The organism is Ruegeria sp. AJ12 (genome assembly GCF_056536245.1).
Map to the genome: position 1 here is coordinate 1,738,349 of NZ_JBQFJJ010000001.1, position 22,703 is coordinate 1,761,051.

Genomic DNA, 22,703 nt, shown 5'->3' on the forward strand with positions numbered 1-22,703 from the left:
ACTATGCTATTCGGACTTGATGGCGTCGAGATAGGCCTCATTATCGTATTCTTTTGCCTTTTCGGAGGCATCCTGTCCGGCTTTCCGGTGGCCTTTGCCATCGGTGGGGCCGGGGTCATTTCCTTTGGGATCATCGCCGCGCTGGACAGCGCCGGGCTGCTGATCCATCAGGCAATCGATACCAGCTCGCAAGTGTATCGCGATCTGGTCGCGACGGGGGTCAAACCCGACACGATCTCTGTCTTCCGATACCCGGATTTACCAAGGATCGGCGAGCCTGTGTTCCCTTCGGGTTGGGAAACCGCGCTGGACCGGAACGTTTCCTTTATCGTGAACCGGATGAACGAGCGGGTTCTGGCCGGGCAATCCATCGAAACCCTGTTGGCGGTGTTGATGTTCGTTCTGATGGGCATCACGCTGGAGCGGTCCAAGATCGCAAACGATCTGCTGACCACAATGGCGCGCGTCTTTGGCCCGCTGCCCGGCGGTCTGGCCGTTTCCATCGTGGTTGTGGGCGCCTTTCTGGCCGCCTCGACCGGTATCGTCGGCGCGACTGTGGTGACGATGGGCCTGCTGGCTTTGCCGACCATGTTGCGGAACAACTATTCACCGGAACTGGCAACGGGCGTGATTGCTGCGTCAGGTACCCTGGGCCAGATCATCCCGCCGTCAATCGTGATCGTTCTGCTGGGGACGCTGGCTGGCGATCTCTATTCGACGGCGCAGGAGACCCGCGCGGTAACGGCTGGCTGCACCGATGCCCTGACGTATCTTGGGGAGCCCGCGGTTGTCTCCGTCGGAACCTTGTTTCAGGCGGCCTTGTTGCCCGGGATCATGCTGGCGCTGCTCTATGCGCTCTATGCGTTCGGATATGCGCTGCTCAATCCCGAAAAGGCGCCGGCTGTGGAACTGGCTGGTGGCTCCGGCGAGACGATCACGCGCTCCGAGGGTCTGACCTGGCTGCTCGGCGCGCCTGTTGCACTGATCGTTGGCGCAGTCCTTCTGGGCAGCGCCGGGGTAATCGGCAGTCAGAACGTTTCGGTATCCGGATTTTCGGATGTGGGTCAGGGCGCATCCCTGCGCACCAACGTGTCCGAAGAATGCCAGGCCTCGATGATTGACCTGCACGGACAAGCCGCCTGGGACCAGGCCGTTGCCGAGCAGGAAGAGATTGACGCTGCCGGAGGTGTTGCACAGGCACAGCGCTTGTCAGAGGAGGAGATCGCGGCAGAGCGTGAGGCCAAGATCGCTGGGGCAGCGCCTATCGGGAACGGTGTCGCCGTCATCGTCGTCTTGCTGGGCCTGACACTTGTCCTGGGTCGCGGTATTGCGCCGTCACGATCACCGCAGCCCTTGATCCTTGGGGCGATTGGCCTGTTGCTGGTCCTTCTGGTCGATGTCCTGTTCGTCGCGCCCACAACTTCGTCCGGGTGGACCCTTGTGTATCTGGCGGTTCCATTTGCGCTGGCGCTTTATGGCTGCAAAGAGGCCGCCGCGCGCTGTGCGACAAACGATCTGATCCGCGTGGTCTTTCCGCCTCTGGTTCTGATCATCGCGGTTTTGGGATCGATTCTGGGTGGTATCACCAACCCGACGCCCGCCGCCGCGCTGGGCGCAGGCGGGGCCATCATGTTGGCTGCCTATCGCAAACTGCAGGATCAGGGCCGGTCGGGCAAGGTGATCATCTGGTCGACCTTTGCAGTCATCATCTGTTTGTTGTTGGGCGTGAATTTCGACCTGCGCGTCAATCAGACAGGTGTCACCGCCGAGACATGGATTGCGTTCATTTTTGCCTACGCGACCTACCTCTATGCCTTGTTTGGCCTGATCTATGGCTGCTGGATTCTGTTCGCGAGCGGAGTGCTGACGCCCGTCGTTCGCGAGACGGCCAAAGTGACCTCGATGGTGTTTACCATCCTGATCGGGTCGCAGTTGCTGAACCTGGTAGTGATCTCGTTCGGGGGCGAGCACTATATCCAGCAATTCCTCAAGAGCTTCGACAACGAGTTCACAGTCTTCCTGATCGTGATGCTGGTGTTGTTCATTCTGGGCTTTGTGCTGGATTTCCTCGAGATCATCTACATCGTGATCCCCATCGTTGGTCCGGTGATCTATGGCGGGTCATTCGATCCGAAATGGGTGACGATCATGGTGGCGGTGAACCTGCAGACCTCGTTCCTGACGCCACCGTTTGGATTTGCCTTGTTCTATCTCAGGGGCGTTGCACCCAAAGAGGTGACAACAGGCCACATCTACCGAGGGATCATACCCTTCGTGGTCATACAGGTGGTCGGGATCGCAATTCTCTGGTTCTTCCCGACGATTGTGACCATCGTACCGGATCTGATCCCGAACTGATCCGGAATGCTTGGGATGACACACCGGAGGCCATGATTGGCCTCCGGTTTTTTCGGTTATGGCGCGGGTTTTGCGTGGGTCAGTTCGGCAAACTCACGCTCGGCCTCGTGATCGATCTCCAAATGCGTCAGATCGCATGTGCCGGCGTCAGGATCATTGAAAACGGCGCGATCCAGCTTGCCTACCTTGTCGGCCACAATCGTCGTGACAACCGCGTCTCCGGTCACGTTGACCACGGTCCGCATCATGTCGATGATCCGGTCAACGGCCAGAATGATCGCGATACCGTCCAGCGGCATGCCCAACTGGTTCAGCACCATCGCCAGCATGACCATGCCGACACCCGGAACGCCTGCAGTGCCGATGGAGGCCAGAACCGAGATGGAGATGACGGTCAGATACCCGCCCAGGCCAAGGTCGATGCCATATGCGTTGGCCAGAAACACCGTGGCGACGCCATGCATGATTGCCGTGCCATCCATATTGATGGTGGCGCCCAAAGGAACGCCGAAGGAGGCGACCGAGCGGTCCACGCCCACCCGCTGGGTCACGCATTGCATGCTCGCCGGGATGGTCGCATTCGAACTGGAGGTCGAGAACGCAAACACCTGAGCCGACCGCATTTTGCGGAGAAACGCCATCGGGTTCAGCCCGGTGAAAACATAGAGCAACACCATGAGCGTGACGCAGAGATGGAAGACCAGTGTCAGGCTGATCGTTGCAAGGTACCCAAGCACCGGGGCAAACAGGTCAAAGCCTTCCATCGCAAATGTCCTGGCGATCAGGCAGAACACACCAATCGGTGCAAAAGCCATCACAATCTCAACGATTTTCATCGCCAGTTCATTCATGAACTCACAGCCTTGGACAAAGGCCTTTGCGCGGCTTCCGATCATCAGAACCGCGATGCCGACAACGATGACGTAAAAGATGATCTGCAGCATCTCACCGTTTGCCAGGGCCTGTACCGGGTTCTTGGGAACGATATTGGCCAGAATCTGCCACGCAGTATCAGCGGACCCGACGGTTACAGTCTGATCTGCCAGTTGCATGCTCTCGAAGGCCGAACCGGGACCCATGATGTTTGCAAAAACCAGCGCCGTGGTCACGGCCAGAGCGGTCGTCGCCAGATAGGTGACAAAGGTCAGGCCGCCGACGCGCCCCAGCACTTTGATGTCGCCGATGCCGACCACCCCGCAGAGCAGCGAGAAGACAACCAATGGAACCACCAGCATCTGAAGGGCGTTCAGGAACATCTGTCCGATCATGGCGAACAGCCCGTCCACCAGATTGTCCTGCAACAGCGGAATGTCCAGATAGTTCAATACAAGGCCGAGAACCGATCCCAAGGCCAGCGCTGTCAGAATCTGGGTCGTCAGATGTGCGGACAGCAATCTGTGCATTGCATGTTTCATTCGTATTCCCCCAAAATAACTCAAACCATCAGGACGGGACCCTGATGCCGAAATCGTTAAGTCAGTGATGCCCAGCGATACTGGCCGTCTCAATCCAAACACGCGCTCTTGTGCACGGGTTCAGGGGTAATTGGTGACGCAAAGTCAGTTTTCAACTGCTAAGAAAATAATCACTCGATTTGGATCTTGCCAAAAAAATGGGCAGATGAGGGCAATCTGCTGTCGTCGCATTTAAGCTTGATATTGAAAACCTTTGAATTACAAACCCTTGGAGGGTTTTGCGAATTGGATCAGGTCCCACCTGTTTCCAAACGGATCGCGCCAAACGGCGACAGAGCCATAGGGTTCGTGCCGCGGCTCTTCTTCAAACTCAACGCCCATTGCCCGCATGTTGGCGTAGTCGCGGTCGAAATTGTCGGTTTGCAGGAAAAAGCCGACGCGCCCACCGGTTTGGTTGCCGATAGCTGCCACTTGATCGGACCCGTCCGCCTTGGCCAGCAAAAGCGCCCCGCCGCTCGATCCCGGCGGCGTAACCAGAACCCAGCGCTTGCCGCCGCCAAGATCAATGTCCTGTGTGAGGTCAAAGCTCAACGTGCCGGTGTAAAACGCGATGGCTTCATCGTAGTCCGGCACCACAAGGGTGACGGCATGAAGGCTCTGATGCATGCGGGTCAACCTTTGGTGGGGTGACGATCGGGCAGTTGGATGCTGGCCACCTGTTCCGCGATCGGAGCGGATGACAGGGGGTGATGCGCGGTATCCGTGAATGCGGACGGATCGCCCACTTTCTGCCACGCGCCCTGAACGTAGGCCTCAAGCCCCGCAAACTTGGCCTTGTATCCCATTTTGGGGCTGCCGGGCACCCAGTACCCCAGATACACATACGGCAGGCCAGCCTCGCGCGCGATCTCGATATGATCTAGGATCATGTATGTCCCCAGCGAGTTTTGGGGCTGCTGCGGGTCGTAGAACGAATAGACCATGCTCAGCCCGTCATCGAGAACATCTGTCAGGCTGACGGCGATCAGTTCGCCGCTTTTGGGGTCCGCATATTCGACGACCCGGCTGCGGATCGGGGTTTCTTCGATCATCGCGGCAAATTCAAACACATCCATATCGGCCATGCCGCCATCGGCGTGGCGCGAGTCGAGATAGTCACGGAACAGATCGTATTGCTCGTCGGTCGCCCAGGGCGAGGTGGCCCGGCGTTGCAGATAGCCATTGCGTCTGGCCGCGCGTTTCTGGCTTTTGCTCGGGCGGAAGGCCGAGACATCGATCCGGGCCGACAGGCAGGCCGCACAATCGGTACAGGACGGGCGGTACAGAACGTTCTGAGACCGGCGAAATCCCTGTTGGGACAAGGAGTTGTTGAGCTGATCCGCGCCTTCGCCCTGCAGGGCGGTGAACAATTTGCGCTCCATCCTGCCCTCTAGGTAAGGGCAGGGCTGGGGTGCCGTCACATAAAACTGTGGCGCAATTGGCAGCGTGTGTCGCATGAAGGTCCCATGTAGCCTAGGACCGGATGATAGCAACGGTTTTCAGAGCCGCCAAGTGATTAACCCGGGGATCAAATCACGCGCGCCGGTTGATCATGACCGTGCCAAGGAAGGCGTCGGTCAGACCCTGGCACCGGGCGCTGGTCAGCATCATGATCACCGAGACGATCTGAATCACCGGAAACGCCATGCTGATGAAATACCCTGCGGTATGGGCGACGGCTTTGCCGGTATCCAGTTTCTCACCAAAGGAGTCGCGCAGTTCAATTCCCATGAACCGCATGCCCAGCGTGGCCGAGCCGCTCGAGATGGTCACCACCCGGTAGACAAAGCTGATGATCGCGTAAATCAGGGCCAGGATGAGAAACCCAAATCCAAGCGTAAACAGGATCGCCACCGTGCAGAGCAGCGAGATAAAGGCAATATCGAACAGCCATGCGACAAAGCGCTTGGTCGCCACCGACTGATAGAATTCGGGTTGGCGATCGGGATCGGGCAAATGAGTCATGTCTGAGTGTCCGGCTAAAAAGGTCGCGTTACCCTGTCCCGAAAAGCCGGGACAGGGCAAGTGGCATCAGGCGGATTCGCCTTTGTCATCTTCGTCTGTGTTCTCGCGGGCGCGGTCATCCATGAACTGGTCGAACTCTGCCTTGTCCTTGGCCTCGCGCAGGCGGTGCAGGAAGGCTTCGAAGTCCTGCTGTTCACGCTCAAGACGTGCCAGAGTGTCGGCCTTGTAAGCATCAAACGCGCTGTTGCCCGACGGCTTCATTGCGCTCATGTGGCTCTGCCACGATTTGCGGCGGCTGCAGGACTTGCTGAACATGCGTTTACTCCAGATCATGTAGGCCAGAAAGGCGAGACCGATGGGCCATAAGAAGATGAAACCAAGGACCATGGCGGCGATCCACGCGCCTTTGCCCTTGTCGTCCAGCCAGGCTTCGGCGCGGTAGAACCATCCAGGGTTCTGGGGAACTGCGGGGTTGGACAGTGCGGTCATGTGGGCTCTCCAGGTTGATGTAAATTCCTTTCACATTGTCTAGATGGGGGTCCGCCCGTATGTTGCAAGAGGGGGATGTGAAAAAGATTTACATTTTCTGAGATGGTTGACCTTGAACCGGATCAAACGCAGATTTCACGCATGAATATGACTGAAAAACACGCCGCTCCAACGCTCGAAGAAATGCTCGATTTGGAAAAGCAGGTTTGGGCGGCACTTGTTGACGGAAACGCGCAAGCAGACCGCGCCTTGCTGAGCCCGGATTTTCTGGGCGTCTACCCGTCGGGCTTCGCCAACCGGGATGACCATGTGGGCCAGTTCGCAGACGCGCCAACAATGGCACGGTTCGAACTGAGCGACGCCAGGTTGAGGGTCCTGACGCCCGACATTATCCTGCTGTCTTACCGCGCTGACTATCAAAGGCCCGGTGCCGCGGATTGGGAGGCGATGCTGATTTCGTCGCTCTGGGAACGACGGCATGAGGTCTGGGTCAACAGTTTCAGTCAGGACACACCGCTCGAGGCGGGTTGACTGGAATGACCCATTGACGCCACGGCGCACCAATGCGCAGGTTGCCCCCATGATCGATGCCCTGACCATTGCCCGCCTGCCACGCGCGTTCGACCCCGCTCTTGGGGCCGAGGCGCGCGAGATGGTGCCGGATCTGTCGTCAGAGCACGCCGAACTGATTGCCGGAGCGGCAGGGTCCAGTCCGTATCTCAAAGGACTTATCGAGCAAGAGGCCGCGTGGCTGCCGGCCGCCTTGCACCACCCCGATGTGGCGCTGACCAAGGTTATGGCCGCCGCGCGGGAACTGCCGCCGGATCAGTTGAAACCGGGCTTGCGACAAGCCAAGCGGCGCGTGGCACTGCTGACAGCGCTGGCCGATCTGGCCGGCGCCTGGCCCCTTGAGAAAGTGACCGCTGCGCTGACGGATTTTGGCGGGCTGGCCGTCGATCTGGCGGCCAAGGCAGAGATCGCGGCCTTGGTGCGCCGCGGTAAACTGCCTGGCATGACCGAGGAGGATGTCGAAACGGCTGCCGGAATGGTGGTGCTCGCCATGGGCAAGATGGGTGCGCATGAGTTGAATTACAGCTCGGATATCGATCTGATCGTTCTGTTTGACGAGACACGTTTCGACCCCGATGACTTCTACGAGGCGCGGCACGGTATGGTGCGCGCCACGCGGAATTTTTGCAGTACGCTCAGCGACAAAACCGCCGACGGATATGTCTTTCGGACCGATCTGCGTCTGCGCCCCGACCCGGCGGTCACACCGGTCTGCATCGCGATGGAAGCCGCCGAGCGATACTATGAAAGCCTGGGCCGCACCTGGGAGCGCGCCGCCTATATCAAGGCACGCCCCTGTGCCGGCGATATCGCGGCCGGCCATCGGTTTCTCGAGGCATTGCGCCCGTTTATCTGGCGACGTCATCTGGATTTTGCCGCGATTCAGGACGCGCATGACATGCGCCTGCGCATCCGCGAGACCAAGGGGACGGGCGGGCCGATCACCATCCCCGGTCATGACATGAAACTGGGGCGGGGCGGCATTCGCGAGATCGAGTTCTTCACGCAGACCCGGCAGTTGATCGCGGGGGGGCGTGATCCTGATTTGCGGGTGCGCGGCACCGTTGCGGGTCTATCGGCGCTGGCCGCCAAGGGTTGGGTACCCGAAGACGTCACAACCAAGCTCACCGATCACTACCGTGCCCATCGCGAGGTCGAGCATCGCATCCAGATGGTGCATGACGCGCAGACCCACAAAGTGCCGCAATCCGAGGACGGAATCGAACGTATCGCCTGCCTGATGGGCCTTGGCAGTGCCGAGCTGACACGCGAACTGACACATCGTCTGACCGAGGTGCATGACCTGACCGAAGGATTCTTTGCGCCCGGCCATGCGACCCCGCCGGGTCAGGCGCAAGAGGTTGACTTCGACCAGAGTATCCTCGCCCGCTGGACAACCTATCCCGCCCTGCGCTCGCAACGCGGCAGACGGATATTCGACCGCCTCAAACCCGAAATTCTGGCGCGCCTCGCCAAAACCGCCCAGCCCGAAGAGGCGCTGCTGGCCCTGGACGGCTTTCTGGCCGGGCTGCCTGCGGGGGTACAGCTGTTTTCCCTGTTCGAGGCCAATCCCCAACTGATCGACCTGCTGATCGACATTGTCGGCACATCGCACGCGCTGGCCTCGCACCTGTCGCGCAATGCACTGGTGTTTGATGCGGTGATCGGCGGCAGTTTCTTTGCCGATTGGCCGGGGCAGGCGGCCCTTCAATCCGAGCTTTCGCAGGCGCTGTCTGCGGAACCCGATTATGAAACCCAACTCGATTACGCGCGCCGGTGGTGCAAGGAATGGCACTTTCGCGTCGGTGTTCACCATTTGCGCGGGCTGATCGACGGCGCGCAGGCCGGACGTCAATATGCGGAACTGGCGCGGGCGGTCATCGCCGCAATCTTCCCGCACGTCGCTGCCAATTTCGCCCACAAGCACGGGCCGGCGCCGGGACGCGGGGCGGCTGTTCTGGGGATGGGCTCCATGGGGGCAGGGCGGATCAACTCGCAATCCGATCTGGACATGATCGTGATCTACGATCCGCAGGATCAGGATATGTCGGAAGGCCCGAGGCCTCTGGCCACCCGAACCTATTACGCCCGTTTCACCCAAGCACTCATCACCGCGCTATCAGCGCCGATGTCTCAGGGGCGGCTATACGAAGTCGATATGCGGCTGCGCCCGTCCGGCAATCAGGGCCCGGTCGCGACAAGCTGGGCGAGTTTCACCAATTATCAGCAGAATGAGGCCTGGGTCTGGGAACACCTTGCCCTGACCCGCGCCCATGTGGTGGCAGGGGACGCCGGTCTGGCCGAAGATATCGAGCACTTTCGCGCCGAATTCCTGTCGCGCCCGCGCGATCCTGAAAAAGTCCTGCACGAAGTCGCCGAGATGCGCACGCGACTGGCGGCGGCCAAATCGCCCGCCGGGATATGGGACGCCAAGAATGGTGCCGGGCGCCTGATGGATATCGAACTGATGGCCGAGACCGGGGCGCTGGTGTCAGGTGCAGCACAACGCGATGTGCATTCGGGTCTCGACGGGGCCGTCGCTGCCGGACTGCTGAATGTCGCGCAGGCACAAACGCTCAAAGACAGCTATGACCTATGCTGGTCAGTGCAATGCGCGGCTCGTCTGCTGTCCGGCAAAGTGATCGAGGCCGACAAGATCGGCGAGGGCGGCGCGGCGTTTCTGTGCCGGGCGACAGGTTTTGAACAGGTCGACCAGTTGCAGGCCGCGTTGCAGGACAGTTACACGGCCGCTGCTGCACTGATCGGCGGCGTAATCAAGGAGGGCGACGATGGCACGCAGCACTGATCCCAACGACCCTAAAGGGTTGATCCGCGAAGCTTATCGCATTGATGGAATCGCCTTGCCCGAATGCCGCAGCATCTTTCTGGATTGGGCGCTCAGCCTGCCCGAAGGCTTGGATCAGAAACAGGCCCTGACAGACCTGCATGACGCCTATTCCGCGCAGGATGCAGATCACCCGATGACCCATGTTCTGGCCGCGGGGCTGCAGTCGGCACAAGCCCCGAAACGGCGCGGCGGATGGCGCGCCCGCGACCGATAGCCGTCGGGGCTTTCCCATCCCCGGCTTGGCGATTAAGAGGGCGTCATGACCCAAACTGCCCAAACTGACCGCCCTCGCATCCGCCTTAAACCCAAAGCCAACGCGCGCAGCCTGCGGCACGGGTTCCCGTGGGTCTATGCCAACGACATTGTCGCCGACCGCCGCACCCGGAAACTTGCGCCTGGCGCGCTGGCGGTGCTGGAGGATGACAACCGCGCGCCCATCGCACTGGTGGCGGTCAATCCGGTCTCCAAGATCATGTGCCGGGTGCTGGATCGCGATCTGGGCGCCGACCTGAGCCCAGATTGGTTCGAATCCCGCCTGCAACGCGCGCTTGAGATGCGCGCGCAACTGTATGACGCGCCCTATTACCGTCTCGTCCATGCCGAGGCGGACGGATTTCCCGGTGTCATTGTCGATCGCTTTGGCGACGTCTGTGTGATTCAGCCCAATGCGGCCTGGGCCGAAACGCATCTCGAGGTGTTGACGGAGGCACTGGTGGCCGTCACAGGTGCCACGACCGTCCTCAAGAATGCATCGGGCCGCACCCGCGGGCTTGAGGGTCTGGACGACGTCAACCTGACACTGCGCGGAACCGCACCGGATGCACCGTTGCCGGTGCCTATGAATGGCGCGACCTACATGGCAGACCTCACCGAGGGGCAAAAGACCGGTTTATTTTACGACCAGCGCGCCAATCATGCCTTTGCCGCGCGGCTGGTACATCCGGACGCGCAGGTGCTGGACGTCTTCAGCCATGTGGGCGGGTTTGGGTTGGCCATGCTGGCGGGCGGCGCGGCACAGGCGCTGGCCGTCGACGGATCGGCGGTTGCCCTGGCGCTGGCCGCGAAAGGCGCCGAGGCCTCGGGGTGTGCGGATCGGTTCCAGACCCGGCAGGGGGATGCATTCGAGGTCCTGACGCAATTGGCCGAAGAGGGGGCGAGCTTCGACGTTGTCATCTGCGATCCGCCCGCTTTCGCGCCATCCAGACAGGCTTTGGATGCCGGGCTGCGCGCCTATGAACGCATTGCCCGTCTGGCGGCGCCATTGGTCAAACCGGGCGGATATCTGGGGTTGTGTTCATGCTCCCACGCGGCGGATCTGGGGCGATTCCGAGAGGCCTCGTCCCGCGGCATAGGGCGTGCCGGGCGGCAGGCTCAACTGATCCATACCGGCTTTGCCGGCCCTGACCACCCGCAACTGCCACAGCTGGCCGAGAGCGGATATCTCAAAGCCGTGTTCTATCGCCTGTGAAAGCGGTTCTGGATACCTGCGTCATCTACCCCACGGTGATGCGAGAAATGCTGCTGGGCGCGGCCCGCCTGGGTCATTTCACCCCCATCTGGTCGGCCCGCATCCTCGAAGAATGGGCCCGCGCCGCCCGCAAGCTGGGGCCCCAGGGCGAGGCACAAGCCCGCGCCGAGATCGCCCTGACCCAAGCCAACTGGCCGGAGGCTGAGCGCGCACCGACACCGGGTCTGGAGCAACGCCTGTGGCTGCCCGACAGCGCCGACATCCATGTTCTGGCCACGGCCATCGCGAGTTCGGCAGATCTGATCGTTACCCTCAATGCCAAGGACTTCCCGAAAAACATTCTGGCAGAGGAAGGTCTGGACCGCCGCGACCCTGACAGCCTCTTGCATTCTATCTGGTTGAACGATGCAACGGGTATGGGTGATGTCGCAGCCCGTGTTCTGTCCAAAGCCAACAGCTTATCGGGGTCTGAATGGACGATACGCGCCCTGATGAAAAAAGCGCGCCTGCCGCGCCTGGGAAAAGCGCTCTCCCAGTAACGGGATCCCTTTCATCTGGCTCAAAATACCTCGGAGAGCGCGAGAGGCTGGCCTCTCGCTGCGCTGTAATCAGCCACCCGCCCAACGCTGTTCAAGCACTTCGAGCGCGGCAATGCGCTCATCCGTCTTGGGGTGGCTCATCAGCCAGGCGGGCACCATCCCCGCGCGCTGCTGGGTCAGGTCTTCGAGCTTGTGAAACAGGGATTTCTGGGGCCCGATCCCGATCCCCGCCTTGGTCAGCAGGGCGGCGGCATATTCGTCCGCCTCATACTCATCCGCGCGCGAAAGGCGCGAGGCCAAAAGCGAGGTCAGCGCATTGGCGATGATGGCGCCGACAAACGGAATGAACCGGTTCAGTACCATGATCAGGGCGGTCCGCATGGCATTCTGTCCGGAAAAGTCGATCATCCGGCGTCGGGCATGACCCAAGGCGACATGCCCCAGCTCATGCGCGATGACGCTGGCCATTTCCTCGGCTGAAACCTCGCCATTGCGGAATTTGCGATAGAAGCCGCGCGTGATGAAGATGCGCCCGTCCGGCGCGGCCAAACCGTTCACCGGATCGATTTCATAGATATAGACCGGCACCCGCGACACTTCGAGCGCCGCCGCCAGCCGATCCGTCATCCGTTTCAGCGCCGGATCCGCCAACTCGGTGGATTTGGCATCCAGCTCGCGATGCGTGCGCCAGACGGAAATCCGGTACATCACGAAGGCGTAGGCAATGGCCAGCAGGATCGGGGTCAGACGCAGCATGGTTTAGATATGGGATCGCCGTGCGCCAAGAGCAAATGGAAAGTTGCGTATTGCTGAAAGGCTGCGTCCGGCGACCAGATGGTGTCGGTTGCCATTTGGTTTCGGCCCGGCTGTCATTATTAGCCCTGTCCCGGAAATGGCAGAGTAAACCCGATGTCATAACTTCTGTCCAATAGCGCCTGTCGCCGTTTTGCCGATCCGGTCGCTCCGTGGAGGACCTCGATTTTCCGAGGGGAGAGCCCGAAGTAGCCGAATGTACCCTTGGTCCACATGATTTCAAGCGCATCATGGTATCCATCGGCTTTCATTTCATCCGATCGCGCCCCGGCCGGGACGAGCAAAACCCCTGATCGCGGTTTTTGCAGCGATTTTTCCGGATCGTCCAACTGGTCATAGGCCCAACCCCACGTCCACACACGATCCACCCAACCCTTCATCATCGAAGGCATACCCCACCAGAATAAGGGAAACGCGAGGCAGATGGCATCGGCGCGCGCGATCCGGGCCTGCTCGGCCGCTATGTCACCCGGCGCTGTCGCATTTGCGTCGCCTTCTATATCCGCCATTGACCAGCGCGGATCAAACCCTTCGGCATGCAAATCTGCAAGCTCGGTGGTGTGGCCAGCCGCCTTGGCCCCTTCGATGAACTGCGCGGCACTCGCAGCGGTGAACGCGTTTGGGTCCGGGTGATCGAGAACTGTTAGGACGTGCATGTGGGAGCTCTACGACAGTGGTTGGTCAACTTGGCACTGTGAAAGCTCAACCTAGCTTGAGGTCAAGAAGTAAATGCGACACGTGATCGAGATGAGCGAGGGGCACGCGTTACCGCGTCAGTTCCCGCATACCCTGCTCCAAACCGGCCAGCGTCATCGGAACCATACGGTTCTCGAATATCTCCTGAATCATGCCGATGGAATGGGTGTAGCCCCAGTATTTTTCCGGAACGGGGTTGATCCACAAGTTCGATGCCCATTGCTCCCGCGCCCGGTTCAGCCAGACCTGTCCGGCCTCTTGATTCCAATGCTCATTGGCGCCTCCGGGATAGGCGATTTCGTAGGGGCTCATCGAGGCGTCGCCGACGAAGATGCACTTGTAGTCGCCGCCATAGGTGCGCAGCACCTCATGCGTTGGGGTCTGCTGGTCCCAGCGGCGGCGGTTGTCGCGCCAAACGCCTTCGTAGAGGCAATTGTGGAAGTAGTAGTATTCCAGGTGTTTGAACTCGGTGCGCGCGGCCGAGAACAACTCTTCGACCACCTTGATATGCGGGTCCATCGAGCCGCCCACATCCAGAAACAGCAGCACCTTGACCGCATTGTGCCGCTCGGGGCGGGTTTTGACGTCAAGATAGCCATGCTCGGCCGTTGCGCGGATGGTCCCGTCCAGATCGAGCTCTTCCGCCGCACCCTCTCGGGCCCACCGGCGCAAACGCTTCAGGGCGACCTTGATGTTGCGCGTCCCGAGCTCGACTGTGTCGTCCAGATTCCTGAATTCACGCTTGTCCCAGACTTTCACCGCGCGCTGATGGCGGCTTTCCTTTTGGCCGATGCGCACACCTTCGGGATTATAACCATAGGCCCCGAACGGCGAGGTGCCGGCGGTGCCGATCCACTTGTTGCCCCCCTGATGGCGACCCTGCTGTTCGGCCAGACGCTCGCGCAGCGTCTCCATCAGTTTCTCGAAACCACCCAGCGCTTCGATCTCGGCCTTTTCGGCGTCAGACAGGTGCTTTTCGGCCATTTTGGCAAGCCAGTCGGCGGGGATATCGACTGCCTCGAGCACCTGATCAAAGCTGATCTCATCCAGCCCTTCAAAACTGGCGGCAAAGGCGCGGTCGAACTTGTCGATATTGCGCTCATCCTTCACCATCGACACGCGCGCGAGATAGTAGAACGCCTCGACATCGTAGGTTGCAAGACCCTTCTTCATGCCCTCCAGAAAGGTCAGGTACTCGCGCAGCGATACCGGGATGCCCGCTTTGCGAAGGGTATCGAAGAAGGGCAGAAACATCCTGTCAAAACACCAGGCGGACCAGCATCATCGACAGGATCAGACCAACAAGCGCGAAGGCGATTCCATACCCTGCTGCATACTGGGCCATGTCTGCCGTATTGCCGTTGCGTTTTTTTGCGGTCAAAGCGCCCAGGATTGCCCCCAATATCGCCATTCCCAGAACCACTAACATTGTTGTCTCATCCGCCTGTGCTGTTGTCCGGTTGCCTGATCGCGGCGTCCTGCACAAGGGATCGCGCCACCGGATCCGAGCCAAAGCCGTACCGCGCCCACCCCAGACTGTCCACCCTGACCGAAGCGGCTTCTTCAATCCTGCCAGCTTGCAGCAATGCCTCAGACTTGAGCAACAAAAGCGTCGCCAATTGCCCTGCATTTTCAGCTTGAAGCATTAGGTCGATTGCAGCATTTAACTGCGGCAAGTTTTCGGCACCCTTTCCCTGCGCAAGGGCATAGCCTGACAACTGCGCGGTCAAATGGGCTTGGTGCAACTCTGTGCCCGGAGAGTCGCGCAGAAACTGAAGCGCAATCTGATAGTGGCGCAATGCCGTTGCGGGATCTTGAAACTGCGCCATTCGACCCATCAAGTAGTACGGGTAAGAGAGGCGGTGATCGGCCCAACCAAGTTGCCGTGCGATCTTGGCTGCTCTACGGGCATCCCGCATGCGCAAGAATTTTGCCCTATTTGGTCGCAGAGATTTTTGAATTGCTTTGGACCAACTCATAGGTGTGTTCGAGATAGGGTGCGCCGGTAATCTTTCACCTCTTGGGTTCAGGCGGCTGAGCACGCCCGGAATGACGGCTGCGACCTGATCCCGGGTCATGCCGCTGTGCAGTTCCGGCGCGTAGGCGGCACGCAGAATCAACATGTCGAACCCGGTCAATACCGTGTGGATGTTGTCGTCGTTGAACACGGAATCCGGCAGGTGGTAGAGGTCATTCAACGGTCCCAAGGCCTGTGCCAGTTCCTCGTGCAGGCAATCGCGCATTTCTTGCGGGCTGACGTCGTAGGGGATGAAAATACCCAGCCGTTCGCGGTTGCGCAGTTCGGTCCAGCTGCTTTTGCGCTTGCGCCGATCCTGGCGATATTCCTCAAGGCTCGAGGCATTGGGCACCACAAAGCAAGCGGCCTGGGGCAGGATGCGGTGGATCTGTTTCTGACTGACCGCCTCGATCGTGATATTGGCCTGACCTTCGCGGATCTGACGGATATCTATTCCAGCTTCGCGTTGCAGACGCCGCAGCAGGCGGGTCAGGTCGGTCTGCATACTTTGTGTGGGCGCACCCGTCAGCCGCACGGTTACCGGTTCTTCAAATCTTGTAAAAACGGGCAGTTGCGCGCCGCTTTCCAACTCGAAATGCAGGGACAGGAAATCGGCAGCGATGTTCCTGTTCGATCTCGCCGGCGGTGATGGGTGCGAGGTCGAGAATGCCTTGGCCGGTGGAAGAGACACTTCGACGAACTTGATGTCCTCTGGCAGCTCGATGGTTTCGACGGTCGTGCAACCCGCCAGAATGATCGCCAGACCAAGAGCACCCCACCGCATCATCGGCGCTGATACTTGATAAACGGGGTCTGAACACCGATGCGATCATATAGCTGGCGCGCTGTGTGATTGAACTCCTGTGTCAGCCAGTAGACCGTCGGGGCACCTTTGCGATCTGCTTCGTCGTAGACAGCCTGGATCAGGGCACGCCCCACGCCTGTGCCGCGCGCCTCGGGCCGGGCATAGAGGTCCTGCAGGTAACACACGTTTTCCACCTTCCAGGCGTGGCGGTGAACCAGGTAATGGGTCAGTCCGACCAGTTGACCGTCCACCTCGGCAACAAAGCAGCAAAAATCCTGTGGATCATCTCCCAGCAGGCGATCGAACGTGGACTGGTAGATCGTGTCCGGCAATTCGGTCTCATAAAAAGCCAGATAGCTGTGCCACATTTCGGACCATTGGTCCCTGTCTTCGGGACGCAGGGGGCGAATTGTGGGAGGATTGGTCAATCGGGTGTCCTGAACTTTCGCGTGTTAGGCCGCCCGAACTGAAAAAACCGAGCCGCGTCGTCTGATGCTGACATCCGGCCCGCCGCATGGCAAGCCGTGATCACCTGATGTTCAACCGGGGAGGCGGAATTCAGCGTTTGCTGCGCGCCATAAAGGCAAGGCGTTCGAACAAATGCACATCCTGCTCGTTCTTCAGCAATGCACCGTGCAGTTTTGGCAGCGCATTGGCGCCGTCGCGCTTTAGATCCTCTGCGGACAGGTCCTCGGCCAGCAGCAGTTTGAGCCAATCCAGAACTTCAGAGGTCGAGGGCTTTTTCTTTAACCCCTGCGTTTCCCGGATTTCATAGAACTGGGTGAGGGCGGTGGTCAGCAGCGCGTCCTTGATCCCGGGGTGATGCACGTCGACGATCCGGCGCATCGTCGCTTCGTCGGGAAACCGGATGTAGTGAAAGAAACAGCGGCGCAGGAACGCGTCCGGCAGCTCTTTTTCGTTGTTCGACGTGATGATCACGATCGGACGGTTCTTGGCCTTGATGGTCTCGCCGGTCTCGTAGACATGGAACTCCATCTTGTCGAGTTCCTGCAACAGATCGTTTGGAAACTCGATATCGGCCTTGTCGATCTCATCAATCAGCAAAACCACCTTTTCATCCGTCTCAAAGGCCTGCCACAGTTTGCCCTTGCGGATGTAGTTGGACACGTCATGCACGCGCTCTTCGCCCAACTGGCTGTCCCGCAGGCGACTGACCGCATCATACTCGTACAGGCCCTGCTGCGCGCGGGTGGTGGATTTGACGTTCCATTCGATCATCGTCAACCCCAGCGCGCCGGCGACCTGCTTGGCCAGTTCCGTCTTGCCGGTGCCGGGTTCGCCTTTGACCAAAAGAGGACGTTCCAGGGTCACGGCGGCGTTCACGGCGATGGTCAGATCGTCGGTGGCAACATATTCTGCCGTGCTTTGAAATCGTGCGGTCATGGGCGCCTCATCTGGTTTCGCGCGATGTGCGGGTATTCAGTCGGGTCCGGGTTACAGACAGGCACGGGTGTTGACAAGCGGGACCGCTGCGTCGGGAACCGCGATTTTTCGCAACAACGCCAGACCCTTTCGCTTGATTCGGACGCGATCCGATGCCCCTTTGGTTGCAGGCTGCCTTGAAATGGCCCGCTGAAGTTCACAGAAAAACAAGGTTTTGTTGTTTTAAGCCTCGCATTTAGACCGTACGGAGTGGTGGCGCGCGGGTGCGACGTTTGTGTAGTGACATTCCTGTGCCCGTCGGTTACACGCTCCGCAGAAGGGGGTGCCGAATGTCAGGTGAAACAACAGCAACCGACGTTTCAGCCCGTACCGAGGGAGCAAAAATGAAGCAGGAAGTTTTTCTGCCGGAGGATTATCGCCCGGCTGAAGATGAACCTTTCATGAACGATCGTCAGCTTGAATATTTCCGTCGCAAGCTGCTGGATTGGAAGAACGAGCTTTTGGCAGGCAGCCGCGACACGATCGAAGGGCTTCAGGACAACACCCGCAACATTCCGGACGTGGCCGATCGCGCAAGCGAGGAGACCGACCGTGCGCTGGAACTGCGGACCCGGGATCGTCAGCGCAAGCTGGTGGCCAAGATCGACTCGGCCCTGCGCCGGATCGACGAGGGTGAGTACGGGTATTGCGAGAAAACCGGTGATCCGATCTCGCTGAAACGCCTCGATGCGCGACCAATTGCGACCATGACACTCGAGGCGCAGGAGCGCCATGAGCGTCGGGAAAAAGTCCACCGCGACGATTGATCGCCGGGACATCGTAGAGCATTTGCGCCGGGGCCTGTGGCTCCGGCGTTTTTTGTGGGGTAAGTCAGGGCCATGGGTATCGAAGGTTTGAAATTCGGCATAGTCGGCGCGGGGATCGGCGGGTTGGCGGCGGCTGTCGCGTTGCGCAACAGAGGGGCCGAGGTCATCGTTCTCGAACAAGCCCCAGAGATAGCCGAAGTGGGTGCCGGGCTTCAAATCAGCGCAAACGGTCTGGCAGTTCTGAGGGCGCTTGGGGTGATCGGAAACTCTCCGAAACTGGGCCAAAGATCTTACGGCACGATCCTGCGCGACTATAAGTCTGGGAGATTTATCAGCCGCATAGGTGAACCTGCTGCGGGTCCGACCTACTATTACCACCGGGCTGACCTGATTACCCTCCTGCATGAGGCCGCAAAAGCGGCCGGTGTCGAAATATGGTTGAACAGCAAGGTTTGCGATCTTCGCCAAGACACTGACAAAGCTGAACTCGAATTGGGCAACGGGGATGTTTTGTCGGTCGATTGTGCGATTGCAGCGGACGGTGGGCGCAGCGCGATCCGACCCTCACTGAACGGGGAAGAAATTCTGGGCTTTACAAATCAGGTTGCCTGGCGAGCCACCATTCCCTGGAACCGGGTGTCGAAATTGCCCAAAGCACATCTGACCATGGGACCCGGTCGTCATGTGGTGACCTATCCGCTGCGTGATCAAAGCCTCTTGAACATCGTCGCCATTGAGGAGAGATCGGATTGGCAGGAAGAAGGGTGGCGCCTGAAAGGCGACCCCGATGAGCTGCGCGCCCGGTTCTCGGATTTTGGTGGCAAGGTACACGACGTGCTGCAGGAGGTGCAGGAGACCTACCTTTGGGCGCTATTCCTGCGCCCGGTCGCCCGGAAATGGCAAAACGGGCGCATCGCGTTGTTGGGCGATGCGGCACACCCGACATTGCCCTTCATGGCGCAAGGCGCGTGCCTGGCGCTTGAGGATGCATGGATTCTGGCGCGATCTTTTGAGGAGGCCAGCGTTCCCACGGCCTTGGCGTCTTATGAAACCACACGGGCCGGGCGCGCGCGCAAGGTTGTGGACGCAGCGTCGGCCAATGCGCGGAACTTTCATCTGCGTGGGCCAGCGCGGATCGCAGCGCAGATGGCTCTGACCGCATTTGGGGGCCGGTTGGGACGGCGCTATGAATGGATCTACGACTACGACGCCACAGCCTGACGTCTTACAGGTCGAGATCAACCCAGACCGGCACGTGATCCGAGGGTTTTTCGTGCCCGCGTATTTCGGCGTCGATCTGGCAATCCCGCATCAGATCGGCGGCTTGCGGGGTCAGCAGGAAATGATCGATACGTATGCCGTCATTTTTGTTCCAGGCCCCGGCCTGATAGTCCCAAAACGAATAGTGACCGGGCCCTTGCGTGCGCGCCCGAAAGGCTTCGGTAAACCCGAGGTTCAGAATCCTGCGAAACGCCGCGCGGCTTTCGGGGCGAAAAAGCGCATCCTCGCGCCACGCATCCGGGCGTTTTGCGTCTTCGGCCTGCGGGATGATATTGTAATCCCCGGCCATCAGCGCGATGTCTTCACTGGCCAGCAGATCGCGCGCCCGGTTGTAAAGGCGCTCCATCCAGGCCAGCTTGTAGTCATATTTGGGGCCCGGAACAGGGTTGCCATTGGGCAGGTACAACCCGCATATCCGCAATGCACGTTTGCCGATGACAGTGGCCTCGATCCAGCGGGCCTGTTCGTCTTCGTCATCACCGGGCAGGCCGCGCGTCACGTCCTCGAGCGGCAGTTTTGACAGGATGGCAACACCGTTGAAACTCTTTTGCCCATGGGTTTCGACGTTATAGCCTCGCTCCGCGAACATCTCGCGGGGGAAGTTTTCGTCGATGGATTTGATTTCCTGAAGCAGAACAATATCGGGATTCGCATCGTCCAGCCATCGGGGCAGAGCCTCAGCCCGCGCTTTGATGCCGTTGATGTTGAACGTGGCGATTTTCATCGGCGATCCTCCGGTCTCCTTGGCCACCTATCGCGCAGAATTCGTCCAACGGCAAGGAGCACAGGGGAGGGTTAGCGAGGCTCTGCCTCGCGCTCCGAGGTATTTTTGGCCAGATGAAGAAACGGATCCTTAAACAAACTGCTTGAACACAGACTTGCGGTACAGGCGGAGGCGCCGATGACCGCGCCAGGTGAAGCTCTCTGATTTCAACGTCAGAGAGCGGATCCCTGCTTCATCTGGCCAAAAATACCTTGGGGGTTTGGGGGCAAGGCCCCCAATGGCTGTTACATTGAAAAAGAGGTGCCACAGCCGCAGGATGAGGTGGCGTTTGGATTATTGATCACAAACCGCGCGCCGATCAGTTCCTGAGTGAAATCAATCACGGCGTTTTCGAGAAACGGCAGTGAGATAGCATCCACAATCACTTTCTGACCTTTGCCTTCCAGCACAAGATCGTCTTCTTTCGGCTCATCCAACGCAATTTCGTATTGAAAACCGGAACAGCCGCCGCCCTCTACCGCGACGCGCAGGGCTTGCCCCTGATCCGCTGCGCCGATCTCGGCGAGGCGGTCAAAGGCCCGTTCGGTGACTGATGGCGGCAGATTCATGCCAAACTCCAAAGGTTTATTTCCCCTACGCCGTACAATATAGAAAGCGCAAGGACAGGCGACAAGGACAAGACCATTGGAGCGAGCGGGTTTTGCCTCGAATCCAGGCCGAGCGCGCGGGCGGCTTGTGCCGGAGGAAGAAAGCAGCTTCCGGTCATGCTTTCAGCGTGACAGGGATCGGATTATTCACGCCAGCGCCTTTCGGCGGCTCAAGCACAAGACACAGGTCTTCGTCGAACATGAGGGCGACAGTTACCGCACCCGTCTGACCCATTCCATCGAAGTGGCGCAGGTCGCCCGCACAATCGCCGGTGCGTTGGGCTTGAACCCTGAACTGACCGAAGCGGTTGCACTGGCCCATGATCTTGGGCACACGCCCTTTGGCCATACCGGTGAAGACGCCTTGCACGCCCTGATGAAGCCCTATGGCGGGTTTGATCACAACGCACAAGCCATTCGAATCGTGACGAAACTGGAACGTCACTATGCCGATTTCGATGGCTGCAATCTGACCTGGGAGTGCCTGGAAGGTATTGCCAAGCATAATGGCCCTGTGTTGGGTGAGTTGCCCTGGGCACTGGCCGAGTGCAACGGCGGTTTCGACCTCGAGCTGCACACCCATGCCAGCGCCGAGGCCCAGGTGGCGGCCCTGTCCGATGATATCGCCTACAACAACCATGATTTGCTGGACGGGCTGCGCGCAGGTTTGTTCACGGATGATGAAATTCAGCAATTGCCCATCGTCGGGGAGTGCTATGCCAACGTGGATCAAAAGTATCCCGGGTTGGACCCCTATCGGAGACGGCATGAAGCCTTGCGCCGGGTTTTTGGAGTGATGGTGTCTGATGTGATCGACACCTCTCGCGATCTGATTGCTCGGTCAGGTGCCCAAACTGTCGAGGATATCCGGCATCTTGGCCGTCCTGTGATCCGCTTTTCGGACGGATTGTGGGCACAACTCAGGGAAATTCGGGCGTTTCTGTTTTCCAAGATGTATCGCGCGCCCAGTGTCATGAAAGTTCGCGCAGAGGTCAGCCAGGTTGTGGAAGACCTGTTCCCCATATACCTGAACGACCCAAGGCAAATGCCGGAACGTTGGCACGGCGATATCGAGGCTGCCACCGACGAAACAGCGCTGGCCCGCATCGTTTCTGATTATATTGCCGGAATGACCGACCGGTTCGCCCTCCAGGATCACGCACGGCTGACCGGCGACTGATTACTCGACCCCGATATAGGCCAGTGCCCAGACCTGTTGGCCGGATTGTTCCTGCGCCAGATCAGGGTCATCGGTGGGCGGAAACACAATCATCGTTGGGCCGTATCCACCGATCCCCATTGGAGCGCCATCCGTATGCGTGGCCACGATTGGCTGGTGCGTTTCGATGCTGGCCCAAGGGATTTCCGATTGGTAGCCGTCCATCGCCATGGGTTTTGCGGTCTTCCCCTGTGCACCGGCCAGGGTCATGATGTCGGACAGAAGTGGACCCGAAAATGCGATGTCGCGCTGGTTTCCTTCGGGCCCATAGGGGATGGTGATCTCAATCTGCTCCAACCCGTCGAGAATGGCCGCGTCGAACCCGGCTGCGCCGTCATGCTGGACTTCGAGATAGCCCAACAGCCCGCCGTCAGTCTCGCCCCGCGCGGGTAGGTTGGTTTCGGTGACGGCACCCCCAACGGTAAGCAGCACGTGGCCCTTGAGGGCAGGCATTTCGGCCCAGGTTGGCATGGCACCGGACACCATCAGGATAAGGGGCAGGGCAAGGCGCATGGATCAGGCTCCGTAAGTGGGTCTTTTACAACCCTAATCGGCTGCGGCGCGAAACCAAGCTCAAACTGAGGGCGTCCATTGACCTTG

At 59.6% G+C, this 22,703-nt stretch carries 24 protein-coding genes; 9 read left to right on the forward strand and 15 right to left on the reverse strand.

The features are described 5' to 3' along the window. Positions 1-3 precede the first annotated feature (3 nt). Positions 4-2,358 (forward strand): TRAP transporter large permease, encoded by a 2,355-nt coding sequence (locus ACR3E0_RS08795; protein ID WP_480478143.1) that lies wholly within the window; start codon positions 4-6, stop codon positions 2,356-2,358. A 56-nt stretch (positions 2,359-2,414) separates the two neighbouring features. Here the strand turns inward: ACR3E0_RS08795 and ACR3E0_RS08800 are convergent, their stop codons facing one another. The 5 genes from ACR3E0_RS08800 to ACR3E0_RS08820 all read right to left on the reverse strand — a co-directional run bounded on the left by ACR3E0_RS08800 (position 2,415) and on the right by ACR3E0_RS08820 (position 6,266). Continuing rightward, positions 2,415-3,773 carry a dicarboxylate/amino acid:cation symporter gene (locus ACR3E0_RS08800; protein ID WP_480478145.1) on the reverse strand — a complete coding sequence of 453 codons (1,359 nt, stop codon included), beginning with the start codon at positions 3,771-3,773 and terminating at the stop codon, positions 2,415-2,417. A gap of 258 nt (positions 3,774-4,031) precedes the next feature. Then, the gene (locus ACR3E0_RS08805) at positions 4,032-4,439 is read right to left on the reverse strand and encodes a VOC family protein (RefSeq protein ID WP_480478147.1); all 408 of its coding nucleotides are present in this window, start codon (positions 4,437-4,439) and stop codon (positions 4,032-4,034) included. 5 nt (positions 4,440-4,444) lie between these two features. Next, entirely contained in the window at positions 4,445-5,269 is an 825-nt protein-coding gene (locus ACR3E0_RS08810) for an arginyltransferase (RefSeq protein ID WP_480478149.1), read from the reverse strand. Between the two features lie 76 nt (positions 5,270-5,345). Then, entirely contained in the window at positions 5,346-5,777 is a 432-nt protein-coding gene (locus ACR3E0_RS08815; RefSeq protein WP_480478151.1) for an RDD family protein, read from the reverse strand. Between the two features lie 66 nt (positions 5,778-5,843). Next, entirely contained in the window at positions 5,844-6,266 is a 423-nt protein-coding gene (locus tag ACR3E0_RS08820; protein WP_480478153.1) for a DUF2852 domain-containing protein, read from the reverse strand. 147 nt (positions 6,267-6,413) lie between these two features. On the opposite strand from ACR3E0_RS08820, the gene ACR3E0_RS08825 reads away from it, so the two are divergent. The 5 genes from ACR3E0_RS08825 to ACR3E0_RS08845 are packed head-to-tail and all read left to right on the forward strand — an operon-like array spanning position 6,414 to position 11,691. Further along, a complete protein-coding gene (locus ACR3E0_RS08825; protein WP_480478155.1) occupies positions 6,414-6,797 on the forward strand; it encodes a DUF4440 domain-containing protein in 384 nt (127 codons plus the stop codon). Positions 6,798-6,846: 49 nt separating this feature from the next. Then, positions 6,847-9,642: a [protein-PII] uridylyltransferase family protein gene (locus tag ACR3E0_RS08830; protein ID WP_480478157.1), complete on the forward strand. Its 2,796-nt coding sequence runs from the start codon at positions 6,847-6,849 to the stop codon at positions 9,640-9,642. Then, complete coding sequence (locus tag ACR3E0_RS08835; RefSeq protein ID WP_480478159.1) at positions 9,626-9,898, forward strand: hypothetical protein; 273 nt, start codon at positions 9,626-9,628, stop codon at positions 9,896-9,898. The genes ACR3E0_RS08830 and ACR3E0_RS08835 overlap by 17 nt, the downstream gene beginning before the upstream one ends. Positions 9,899-9,943: 45 nt before the next feature. Beyond that, the gene (locus tag ACR3E0_RS08840) at positions 9,944-11,152 is read left to right on the forward strand and encodes an RSP_2647 family RNA methyltransferase (protein ID WP_480478161.1); all 1,209 of its coding nucleotides are present in this window, start codon (positions 9,944-9,946) and stop codon (positions 11,150-11,152) included. Further along, positions 11,149-11,691 (forward strand): RSP_2648 family PIN domain-containing protein, encoded by a 543-nt coding sequence (locus ACR3E0_RS08845; protein WP_480478163.1) that lies wholly within the window; start codon positions 11,149-11,151, stop codon positions 11,689-11,691. Before ACR3E0_RS08840 ends, ACR3E0_RS08845 begins: the two co-directional genes overlap by 4 nt. A 69-nt stretch (positions 11,692-11,760) precedes the next feature. Here the strand turns inward: ACR3E0_RS08845 and ACR3E0_RS08850 are convergent, their stop codons facing one another. The 7 genes from ACR3E0_RS08850 to ACR3E0_RS08880 form a co-directional block, all read right to left on the reverse strand. Next, positions 11,761-12,447 carry a M48 family metallopeptidase gene (locus ACR3E0_RS08850; protein ID WP_480478165.1) on the reverse strand — a complete coding sequence of 229 codons (687 nt, stop codon included), beginning with the start codon at positions 12,445-12,447 and terminating at the stop codon, positions 11,761-11,763. Positions 12,448-12,566: 119 nt separating this feature from the next. Continuing rightward, positions 12,567-13,160 carry an NAD(P)H-dependent oxidoreductase gene (locus ACR3E0_RS08855; RefSeq protein WP_480478167.1) on the reverse strand — a complete coding sequence of 198 codons (594 nt, stop codon included), beginning with the start codon at positions 13,158-13,160 and terminating at the stop codon, positions 12,567-12,569. A gap of 109 nt (positions 13,161-13,269) precedes the next feature. Beyond that, positions 13,270-14,454 carry a vWA domain-containing protein gene (locus ACR3E0_RS08860; protein WP_480478169.1) on the reverse strand — a complete coding sequence of 395 codons (1,185 nt, stop codon included), beginning with the start codon at positions 14,452-14,454 and terminating at the stop codon, positions 13,270-13,272. Between the two features lie 4 nt (positions 14,455-14,458). Further along, positions 14,459-14,629: a hypothetical protein gene (locus tag ACR3E0_RS08865; RefSeq protein ID WP_480478171.1), complete on the reverse strand. Its 171-nt coding sequence runs from the start codon at positions 14,627-14,629 to the stop codon at positions 14,459-14,461. 7 nt (positions 14,630-14,636) lie between these two features. Beyond that, positions 14,637-16,004, reverse strand: coding sequence for a DUF2927 domain-containing protein (locus tag ACR3E0_RS08870; protein WP_480478173.1), 1,368 nt, complete (start codon positions 16,002-16,004; stop codon positions 14,637-14,639). After that, positions 16,001-16,450: an N-acetyltransferase family protein gene (locus ACR3E0_RS08875; protein WP_480478175.1), complete on the reverse strand. Its 450-nt coding sequence runs from the start codon at positions 16,448-16,450 to the stop codon at positions 16,001-16,003. Before ACR3E0_RS08875 ends, ACR3E0_RS08870 begins: the two co-directional genes overlap by 4 nt. Before the next feature lie 130 nt (positions 16,451-16,580). Then, positions 16,581-17,426 (reverse strand): AAA family ATPase, encoded by an 846-nt coding sequence (locus tag ACR3E0_RS08880; RefSeq protein ID WP_480478177.1) that lies wholly within the window; start codon positions 17,424-17,426, stop codon positions 16,581-16,583. 383 nt (positions 17,427-17,809) lie between these two features. Here ACR3E0_RS08880 and dksA point away from each other — a divergent pair, with 383 nt between their 5' ends. Next, positions 17,810-18,232, forward strand: coding sequence for an RNA polymerase-binding protein DksA (gene dksA / locus ACR3E0_RS08885; protein ID WP_170432517.1), 423 nt, complete (start codon positions 17,810-17,812; stop codon positions 18,230-18,232). A 72-nt stretch (positions 18,233-18,304) separates the two neighbouring features. After that, positions 18,305-19,453 carry an FAD-dependent monooxygenase gene (locus ACR3E0_RS08890; RefSeq protein ID WP_480478179.1) on the forward strand — a complete coding sequence of 383 codons (1,149 nt, stop codon included), beginning with the start codon at positions 18,305-18,307 and terminating at the stop codon, positions 19,451-19,453. Between the two features lie 4 nt (positions 19,454-19,457). On the opposite strand, the gene xth is transcribed toward ACR3E0_RS08890, so the two are convergent. Together xth and ACR3E0_RS08900 are read right to left on the reverse strand one after the other, a co-directional pair. After that, the gene (xth, locus tag ACR3E0_RS08895) at positions 19,458-20,237 is read right to left on the reverse strand and encodes an exodeoxyribonuclease III (RefSeq protein WP_480478182.1); all 780 of its coding nucleotides are present in this window, start codon (positions 20,235-20,237) and stop codon (positions 19,458-19,460) included. Between the two features lie 284 nt (positions 20,238-20,521). Beyond that, positions 20,522-20,845 (reverse strand): HesB/IscA family protein, encoded by a 324-nt coding sequence (locus ACR3E0_RS08900; RefSeq protein WP_480478184.1) that lies wholly within the window; start codon positions 20,843-20,845, stop codon positions 20,522-20,524. A gap of 76 nt (positions 20,846-20,921) precedes the next feature. Here ACR3E0_RS08900 and ACR3E0_RS08905 point away from each other — a divergent pair, with 76 nt between their 5' ends. Then, positions 20,922-22,064, forward strand: coding sequence for a deoxyguanosinetriphosphate triphosphohydrolase (locus ACR3E0_RS08905; RefSeq protein ID WP_480478186.1), 1,143 nt, complete (start codon positions 20,922-20,924; stop codon positions 22,062-22,064). On the opposite strand, the gene ACR3E0_RS08910 is transcribed toward ACR3E0_RS08905, so the two are convergent. After that, on the reverse strand, positions 22,065-22,616 hold the full coding sequence (locus ACR3E0_RS08910; RefSeq protein WP_480478188.1) for a putative pterin-binding protein: 552 nt from the start codon (positions 22,614-22,616) through the stop codon (positions 22,065-22,067). Positions 22,617-22,703 lie beyond the last annotated feature (87 nt).